Source organism: Desulfoplanes formicivorans, assembly GCF_001748225.1.
In the GTDB taxonomy this organism is placed as follows: Bacteria; Desulfobacterota; Desulfovibrionia; order Desulfovibrionales; family Desulfomicrobiaceae; genus Desulfoplanes; species Desulfoplanes formicivorans.
In genome coordinates this window covers 262,222-270,243 of record NZ_BDFE01000008.1, presented here as the reverse complement: position 1 = coordinate 270,243, position 8,022 = coordinate 262,222, and the positions used below count along the sequence as shown (strand labels likewise).

The 8,022-nt window shown below is 51.0% G+C and carries 9 protein-coding genes; all 9 read right to left on the bottom strand.

Features of this window, described 5'->3' with window-relative positions:
* Positions 1–400 precede the first annotated feature (400 nt).
* The 9 genes from DPF_RS03850 to DPF_RS03810 all read right to left on the bottom strand — a co-directional run bounded on the left by DPF_RS03850 (position 401) and on the right by DPF_RS03810 (position 7,990).
* On the bottom strand, positions 401–751 hold the full coding sequence (locus DPF_RS03850) for a DVU0772 family protein (protein ID WP_069857540.1): 351 nt from the start codon (positions 749–751) through the stop codon (positions 401–403).
* Between the two features lie 392 nt (positions 752–1,143).
* On the bottom strand, positions 1,144–2,577 hold the full coding sequence (locus DPF_RS03845) for a cobyrinic acid a,c-diamide synthase CobB (protein WP_069857539.1): 1,434 nt from the start codon (positions 2,575–2,577) through the stop codon (positions 1,144–1,146).
* 64 nt (positions 2,578–2,641) lie between these two features.
* Complete coding sequence (locus DPF_RS03840) at positions 2,642–2,878, bottom strand: dissimilatory sulfite reductase D family protein (protein WP_069857538.1); 237 nt, start codon at positions 2,876–2,878, stop codon at positions 2,642–2,644.
* Positions 2,879–2,941: 63 nt separating this feature from the next.
* Positions 2,942–4,138: a dissimilatory-type sulfite reductase subunit beta gene (gene dsrB, locus DPF_RS03835; RefSeq protein WP_069857537.1), complete on the bottom strand. Its 1,197-nt coding sequence runs from the start codon at positions 4,136–4,138 to the stop codon at positions 2,942–2,944.
* Positions 4,139–4,150: 12 nt separating this feature from the next.
* Complete coding sequence (gene dsrA / locus DPF_RS03830; RefSeq protein ID WP_069857536.1) at positions 4,151–5,464, bottom strand: dissimilatory-type sulfite reductase subunit alpha; 1,314 nt, start codon at positions 5,462–5,464, stop codon at positions 4,151–4,153.
* A 346-nt stretch (positions 5,465–5,810) separates the two neighbouring features.
* Positions 5,811–6,422 (bottom strand): tetratricopeptide repeat protein, encoded by a 612-nt coding sequence (locus tag DPF_RS03825; RefSeq protein ID WP_069857535.1) that lies wholly within the window; start codon positions 6,420–6,422, stop codon positions 5,811–5,813.
* A gap of 49 nt (positions 6,423–6,471) precedes the next feature.
* Positions 6,472–6,837: a hypothetical protein gene (locus DPF_RS03820; RefSeq protein WP_231702122.1), complete on the bottom strand. Its 366-nt coding sequence runs from the start codon at positions 6,835–6,837 to the stop codon at positions 6,472–6,474.
* 54 nt (positions 6,838–6,891) lie between these two features.
* Entirely contained in the window at positions 6,892–7,581 is a 690-nt protein-coding gene (locus DPF_RS03815) for a YkgJ family cysteine cluster protein (RefSeq protein ID WP_069857533.1), read from the bottom strand.
* A 220-nt stretch (positions 7,582–7,801) separates the two neighbouring features.
* Positions 7,802–7,990, bottom strand: coding sequence for a ferredoxin (locus tag DPF_RS03810; RefSeq protein WP_069857532.1), 189 nt, complete (start codon positions 7,988–7,990; stop codon positions 7,802–7,804).
* Positions 7,991–8,022: the final 32 nt, after the last annotated feature.

Genomic DNA, 8,022 nt, shown 5'->3' with positions numbered 1-8,022 from the left:
GCAAACAGCAAGCATGACATGAACCATCACGATCGGGAATCGATACATTATATCCCGTTATTTCAAATCCTTGATCGCACATGACCCGGGGCTTCACCCCGCCAGCGCGTCAAGAGATGCGCTTTCTATGTGCGGACCCGGACTTTGTCAAACACTTTTTCGAAACACCCCATGTAAGCCGGAACTCCCTGCTTCTCGCAACTTGGCCAACGAGCGAAAACGTTTATCCGCTCCCTCCCAAGAGGCTTCACCTCCTTCCCGCTCATACAATCTCCGGGTCACAAACCCGACATCTAGACGATACCCTACCGAGATAAAAAGATTTGTAAAATTGGCACACAACCAAAAAGCCACCCACCATGTATCTGGCAGGTGGCTCAAGATGGACAATCTACGGCAATCACGCTGAAACCATTTCGCTTTCAAGCCATTCTCTCACTTCGGGAGTAATGCCGTAAACTCCCTTGTGATGACTGACCTTTTGCAAGAAGGACTTTTCCAATTGTTCGGGAAGGTCAAATGAAGCCAATTCTTCGGCTCCGTCGGAATTGCGCTTGATGAGATATCCCTTTGGCTTGTCCTCCCAAGTATTGATGACAAAATAATAGGAGACATCGGCCTTGCTCCTGACTCTGTTTTCATAACTTCCACCGTATCCGCTGTTTCCCCACTCAAGATACAAGGCCACAGCATCTTCCGGAGTCATGTTCCAATCAATGTCAATATCCTTGAATTTGGCAAACTGTCCCATAGCACCCTCCTTAAAAATCGTTTGATTATTTAATAGTAATTATTACTATCAATGTCAAGACTACTTTCCTTTTTTCTTTCAACCGGTGCTGCCACCACAATTCAGGGGCAGACAGCCGGAAAAAGACATGGGCAATTACCGGCACCATAGCACACTTATTCTGTTATGAACAGATACATTTTCTCAAGGGAATACGAAGTTGATCAACCAGAAACAGAAGGGAGATTCTGGTCGTTTGAATCACTTCCCGGCTTCACAGGAATGAGGGCTGTGACAACATGGAGATAAGTGAGCCCTGGGGCAACTCTCTAAACGGAAGGGATGGAGGCGGGCAGTACCCGGATTTGGAGTTCCTGGACCCTAAACGCACCAAAACCAGGAAAAACTCTCCATTAAATGCGAATATGAGGACAAGGCAGGCAGGAACGATCATGGTACCCGCGGTACGCTTTGGCGGCCGCAACAAACCTTGAGGCCCATTGGGGATGACTCAAGGCATGCATATGGGTATATCCGGCAAGGGTATTGTTGGAAAGGAGCAGATCAGAATGAGTGAACACCCCCTGACCACGCTCCAGATCAAGGCAGGGCACAAGTTCTCGGGAACCTTCGGCAACCGACCGGGAATAATGGAACTCATGGCCCACCAGAGTCGTACCTACCGGATAAAAGGGATTTGGCATGGTCACGCGTCCCTGCACGTAGCCCAGTCCCTGTGGTTTGGGACAAAAGGTTGTTGACACGGGAAAGATGCCTGCCATGGGATAGACTTGTCCCTGATATTCCAGGTCACGACAAAGATACATGAACCCACCGCATTCAGCATAGATGGGCATTCCCATACGTGAAAGGGTGCGTACCCTCTCCAGCATCACCGTGTTGGCAGAAAGACGCTGGGCCATGGTTTCGGGGAAACCTCCACCAAGATACAGCCCATGCACCTCGGGCCACGGGGTTGCATCCAGCAATGACAGGGCAACCAGATGTGCCCCGGCTTTTTCAAGAGCCTCGAGATTTTCCTGGTAGTAGAACCACAAGGATGCATCATGGATGTAGCCTATGGTCACGCTTCCAGAATCTGTGACAGCAGGCGGAAACAACGGTTTGTTTGCAGGGGGGACAGGATGTGCGGTATCTGCAATCGACAAAAGTGCATCAAGATCAAGATGCTCGCGGACAAAGGAGGAGAGCTGGGTAAAAGCACGATCCGTCTGGGAGAATTCCTGATCGGAAATAAGTCCCATATGGCGTTCGGGAATGGGATTTTTCACCATTTTGGGCAGGGAACCAAATACCTTGAGATCCGTGTACCGTTCTACGGTTGCACGAACAATGGCTTCATGCCGATTCCCGGCGATTCGATTAAGGATGATCCCCTTGAGGTCCAGGTCGGGATCAAACATCTGACAACCAAGGACAATGGCCGCCATGGTTCGTGTAACCTTGGTGCAGTCAACCACCATGACTACCGGGGCCTTGAGTACCTTGGCCAGTTCTGCAGTGGAACATGACCCGTCAACATCCTTGCCGTCAAAAAGCCCGCGGTTTCCCTCAATAATGGCCAGATCATACCCGCTCATTCTGGCATGAAACAGCCCCTGAATGCGGTTTGCTGAAAACAAGAAAGGATCCAGATTGGATACTGATGCTCTGCTGGCCAAGGCCAGCCAATGGGCGTCAATATAATCCGGACCCTTCTTAAATGGGCGAACGCTTATGCCCGCATCAACAGCAGCGCGACAAACACCGAGTGAAACAATGGTTTTACCCGACCCGCCACTGAGACCGGCAAGGACCAGCCTTGGGCAGGGATTGGTGAATTCCATACAAATGCTCTCGCGCTACCAACCGCCCATCATACGGGAAACCCGACAGGCTGGTTATAAAATCTTATTCTTCGCCCTCGGATGCATGCTGCTTGCCAGCACCTTTGAGACCGTACATGGTCGTGCTTCCGCTCGACCAGTATTCAAGAATCTCATCGCTGACCATCTTGTTGATGATCTTCTTGACGGCACGAGGTTTTTCATCGGGAAAAAGTCCGGCCAGATCCTTGAAATAGAATTTGCTCTTGTTCTTAGATTTCGAATTCATGAAATCAACAACTTTCTGTACATGCTCGTCCATGAGACCCTCTCATTGTTTTCAAGACATGGGGCGGGAAATACCCGCCCCATTTGATAACCAATGTTATTTCTTGATATTTGCGAAATCCTCGACGCCGTGTGTCCACTTGAAGTTCGTGCTCTGACGCCAGGTATAGTAAGCGGGATCACGGAAATCATCGATGACATGTTCGGTAAAGGGAATGTCGCATACTTCAAAGAATTTTTCCCAACCGATACGTTCAGCCCAGTCACCAAGACGTTCGTACTTATTGGCGTTCTTGGCATAGGCGTCGACGATCTTGCGAATGGTCTTGGTCATTGTAGGCCAGCGAGGAGGCTCGTTGGGGATAAAGGCAACAACGACCTTGGAGAACTTGGGTGCGGAGATACGGTTGGAGATCTTACCACCAACCATGAGTGCGATACCGTCACCTTCCTGGTCTGCCAGAGGCAGGGAAGGACACATGGTGTAACAGTTACCACAGAACATACAACGCTCGTTCTTGATGGCAACGGTCTTGACGGTCTTCTTCTCACCAGATTCGGCTACGATTTCGGCCTTGGAAGGACGGATGGCAGCAACCGGACAAGAAGCAACGGCCAGAGGAATTTCACACAAGTTGTCAATGTACTCGTGATCGATCATGGGCGGCTTTCTGTGGATACCGAGGATAGCCAGGTCGGAACAGTGAACAGCACCACACATGTTCAAACAGCAAGCCATGGAAATACGCAGGATGGCAGGCAGTCTCATGTTGGTGAACTCTTCGAAAAGTTCGTCCATGGTAGCCTTCACGGTACCGGAAGCATCGGTTGCCGGGGTATGACAGTGAATCCAACCCTGGGTGTGAACGATATTGGTAATACAGGCACCGGTTCCGCCAATGGGGAACTTGTAATCGCCACCGGGTCCCTTGCGGCTCAGCAGGTCTTCCTTCAAGGGTTCGATCTTGTCCTTGCTGTCGACCATGAACTCGATGTTGTTACGCGTGGTAAACCGCAGATAGCCGTCGCAATGCTTGTCGGCGATCTCGGTGATCTCACGGATATGCTCGGTACTCATCAAGCGGCAGCCACCACAACGAACGGTGTATACTTCGTCGCCACTCTCTGCCTTGTGCATGAGGACACCGGGTTCCAGAATCTCATGATATGCCCACTTCCCGAAGTTCTTCTTGATGACAGGAGGCAGGAATTCGTTGAAATCACGGGGACCAATATCGGTGATCCTGTTTTCCATCGGTTTATCGGGATTGTATCCGGATGAGATAAATGCCATTTGGGAACCCCCTTATCTTGCGTGATGTTTTCTGAACTCGTTGATGTCGCGATCCCAGCCGCCTTCAACCTCTTCCTCTCTCCACAGGATGTAGGGATTGGAACGGGGTTCCTGGATATGCTGAGGCACAGCCTTGATATTGGTCACTTCCAGGAGCTTCTGGAAGCCCTGACGCTTGATAAGCTCACCAAGACGTTCGCGGTTCTTGCCTTCTTCCATCCACCAGTCCCAGATGTTTTCAATGATTTCCTGGATCTCGTCGTAGTTGTCTTCGACCTTGATGAAGGGAACGAGCAGGGAACCCATCTGAGCACCGTCAAGAATGGGGGACTTGGCGCCGCAGAGCATGGAACAACCGCGATCGTTACCGATCTTCAGAGCACGGGGCATAACATTGATACAATGCATGCAACGGGTACATTCCTTGTTATCGATAACCAGCTTGCCATCTTCAAGGCTCATGCACTGGGAAGGACACAAGTCGATGACTTCTTTCTGGATATCAAACGGCCCCCAGTCACGACCGGCAAAGGCACCGGCATTGGGCTGGATTTCGCCACCAACGTATGCGGCAACAGCTTCCTGATCGATGCGAATCTCATCACGCCAGGTACCGATGAAAGAGAGGTCGGAACGAGCGATGGAGGCTACGCAACCATTGGGACAGCCGTCGAATTTGAACTTGAACTTATAGGGGAATGCGGGGCGATGGAGTTCGTCCTGATATTCGTGGGTCAGATGGGTACACAGGGCCTGGGTGTCGTAACAGGCGAATTCGCAGCGGGACTGACCCAGACAGGTAGCCGGAGTTCTCAGGTTGGAACCGGAACCACCGAGATCCTGATCAAACTTGTGGGTCAGTTCGAAGAAGATTTCTTCAAGCTGCTCGGTTGTGGTACCGATGAAAACGATATCACCGGTTGCACCATGCATGTTGGTCAGACCACTACCGCGGAAATCCCACAGATCACAAAGATCATTGAGGTACTGACTTGTGTAGTACTTACCGGAAGGCTGGTTGACGCGCATGGTATGGAAGTGAGCGACGCCAGGGAAGTTTTCAGGCTGGTCGCAGTAACGACCGATAACGCCACCGCCGTAACCGAAAACACCGACGATACCGCCGTGCTTCCAGTGCGTGGTGCCGTCCTGATAGGAGAGCTCGAGAACGCCCAGAAGGTCGTCACAAACATCGACAGGAATCTGATACTCAACGTTTCTTTCGTTTTTGTGCCTTGCTTCTGCTGCCCGTTTGATATCGGACACAAAACTTGGCCATGGACCTGATTCAAGCTGGTCCAGCAATGGAGTCTCACGTTTAGCCATCGCATTTCCTCCTTTAAGGTTTACACCGGATTTAAGAAAAACCGCATAACAAGCTTCACGTTTGTTAACCGGAATACTTCCCTCGACATCAAAAAATCAAGCTACTAAACATTGTGATTTTTCTTACAAAGCGTCGTTTTTGTCAACCTGAAAATTCCGCCGAAGAGGTCCGATTAACCTACCGGTTCAAAGTGGTCTTTCCCGGTATTTTATGCCTTGATCATCAATAACAACAAGCTTGGGTACAATTAAAAAACGTCTCTTTTATACCGCAATATGAAATGAGCGTCCAGACACAATCGGCATTTTTGCCATACTGTCATGGCGCGCATATCGGCCGATGATTTTAATCCCGAGCCTCCTGGAGAAGCTGTTCCGGGACATCATACCCTGAGGCCAGGGCCTTGTCGAAAGCCTCCCTGGCCTTGGCCTTGTCCCCCAGTTCCAGATGAGCCAGACCAATATTGTTCCAGGCCGGACCGAATTTCGGTTCCTTGGTCACAACCTTGGTGCATTCCTCCAGGCAGGCCGTTGCATCGCCCTGCATCAGATAGGCGGCACCAAGGCTTGTCCGTGCCTGCAAAAAACCAGGATCAAAGGACAGGGCCTTGCGAAACGAGGCAATGGCCTTGTCCACATCCTGTTTCTGCAGGTGTACAAAACCCATGTTCCCATGGGGTACGGCAAATCGCGGACGAATATCCGCAGCCATTTTGTTATAACTCATGCAGCTGTCCAGGTCTCCCCGATACATGGCAATTCCGCCAAGCTGCACATAGGCCTCGGCAAGTTCGGGTTCTTCCTGGATGGCCAGTCTGAGTTCCTTTTCTGCCGCCTCGAAATCACGCTCCCCCAGATAGGTCATGGCCAGATTATAATGCCCGGTACCCGTGTCCGAGGTCGCTTTCATCTCTTCTTTGAATTCTTCAACTATCTGTTTCTTGTCCTTGTCGCTCATGTTCCCTCCTCGTGGTTCGCGGAACAGCGGCTTTTATCGCAATGGCGTCTCACGTCAACTCGCCGTCAAAATCACGTCCCTGCTGGGCAAGCAAGGTACTGTACCACAACGAAAACTCATACATGGCCTTGATCTTCTCGTCATGGGTGGTAGCACCGATGGCCATGGCCTCGACACCTTCCTTGTAGGCCACGCCTACGTCCGTGGTCCGCTTGGCCTTCATGAACTCGGTAACGAGCTGTTGAGCAGTCATGCGAGCGGGTCCCATACGGATGTCAATGGGATCGTTGGGTTCGGCAAACGGATCCCAGGCGTCATACCCGATCCGGTCAATGAACTTGCGCCGTCTTTTGCCCATGCGCTCGTACATGAACCGTTTTTGCTCTTCCTGCTCCGGGGTAAGAATCTTGGTCATCGTCATATGCCCTTCTTGAAAAAGGTAACTTTCAGCTCAAACAACCTCTCGGGATCAGCTTCGAACCGACCACTGGGCTTTCTTGGCCTTTTTGACCCGACTATCAATACCCAGGTAGTCCTCATCATATACCGTCAATACGGCCGAAGACACCGGCACAAACACGGTAGCCAGCTTGTCGTATTTGGATTGCACCCCCTTGACCAGGGCGTTGCTCAACAGAACCAGTGAATCCTGGAGACGCTCGACCTTTACAGTGGGATACGAGGTCCCAGGCGTAAATCCGGACAACCCGCACACATGGGCCTGACCGCCAATCTCCTGAGGGACACCGTACAGCCGGCACGTAATGGGCCGGTGCTCGTACATTTCGCACTTGTTCTCGTCACCCAGAAACGGACATCTGATTTTTTCCTGCCCCACCATTTTGAGCACGTCTTCCCGGGATTCGCCCTTTTGCTCCATTTTAAAGGCCTTTTTCTTGACAATGGCCATCTTTCTGTCTGCCTTGTCCGCCCGCAGATACACACGATTTTTGATCTCCGGCGGGAGCTGCTTGAAATGATGATTGAGATACATCGCCTCAATGAGAGTCAGGTCGAACAGCGCGTAGCAGCAATCACAACAGCCCTTTTTGCACGTCACCTGGTCAGGACAAGACTGCTGGATCTGGGCAAAAGCCTTGTCCGCACCGGCTACAAGCTTTGTATATTCTTCGAAATATTTGGAAAAATCAAGAGACATGGGGACAACCTCACAGCACATGGTTTCACAAGAGCACCGTGGCCGAAACCGGGGCAAGCAAAACCATCCGGGGTTTTCGTGAACAATGCTTCTCAACGGCCGTGCTACCCCACAAGGTAACCGGCTCCATTGCCGAAAAATGGCTTAAATGTTTCGGGAGAAGAGTGCAAGGAAAGGATAGGGAAAAAAGGCCCCCTGGGGAAGGAGGCCTGTACATCAATTACGCTTCTTCAACGGTGATGGCGTCGTGCTCGCAAACTTCGATGCAGGATTCGCATCCGAGGCACTCTTCCTCGTTGACAGGAACGGATTTTTCATTCTGCAGCTCGTAGACTTCCACGGGACAGACATCGACACATTCACTGCATCCAACGCACTTCTCGGCATCAACAGTCACGTTGTAAGACATACATACCTCCAAAAAAGTTGATTAGGCAAGAT

What these genes read in the sequence shown, in the direction of transcription:
- DPF_RS03850 (WP_069857540.1), bottom strand. Translation starts at nt 751, where the DNA reads ATGGGACAGTTTGCCAAATTCAAGGATATTGACATTGATTGGAACATG.
- DPF_RS03845 (WP_069857539.1), bottom strand. Translation starts at nt 2,577, where the DNA reads ATGGAATTCACCAATCCCTGCCCAAGGCTGGTCCTTGCCGGTCTCAGT.
- dsrB (WP_069857537.1), bottom strand. Translation starts at nt 4,138, where the DNA reads ATGGCATTTATCTCATCCGGATACAATCCCGATAAACCGATGGAAAAC.
- DPF_RS03825 (WP_069857535.1), bottom strand. Translation starts at nt 6,422, where the DNA reads ATGAGCGACAAGGACAAGAAACAGATAGTTGAAGAATTCAAAGAAGAG.
- DPF_RS03840 (WP_069857538.1), bottom strand. Translation starts at nt 2,878, where the DNA reads ATGGACGAGCATGTACAGAAAGTTGTTGATTTCATGAATTCGAAATCT.
- DPF_RS03815 (WP_069857533.1), bottom strand. Translation starts at nt 7,581, where the DNA reads ATGTCTCTTGATTTTTCCAAATATTTCGAAGAATATACAAAGCTTGTA.
- DPF_RS03820 (WP_231702122.1), bottom strand. Translation starts at nt 6,837, where the DNA reads ATGACCAAGATTCTTACCCCGGAGCAGGAAGAGCAAAAACGGTTCATG.
- dsrA (WP_069857536.1), bottom strand. Translation starts at nt 5,464, where the DNA reads ATGGCTAAACGTGAGACTCCATTGCTGGACCAGCTTGAATCAGGTCCA.
- DPF_RS03810 (WP_069857532.1), bottom strand. Translation starts at nt 7,990, where the DNA reads ATGTCTTACAACGTGACTGTTGATGCCGAGAAGTGCGTTGGATGCAGT.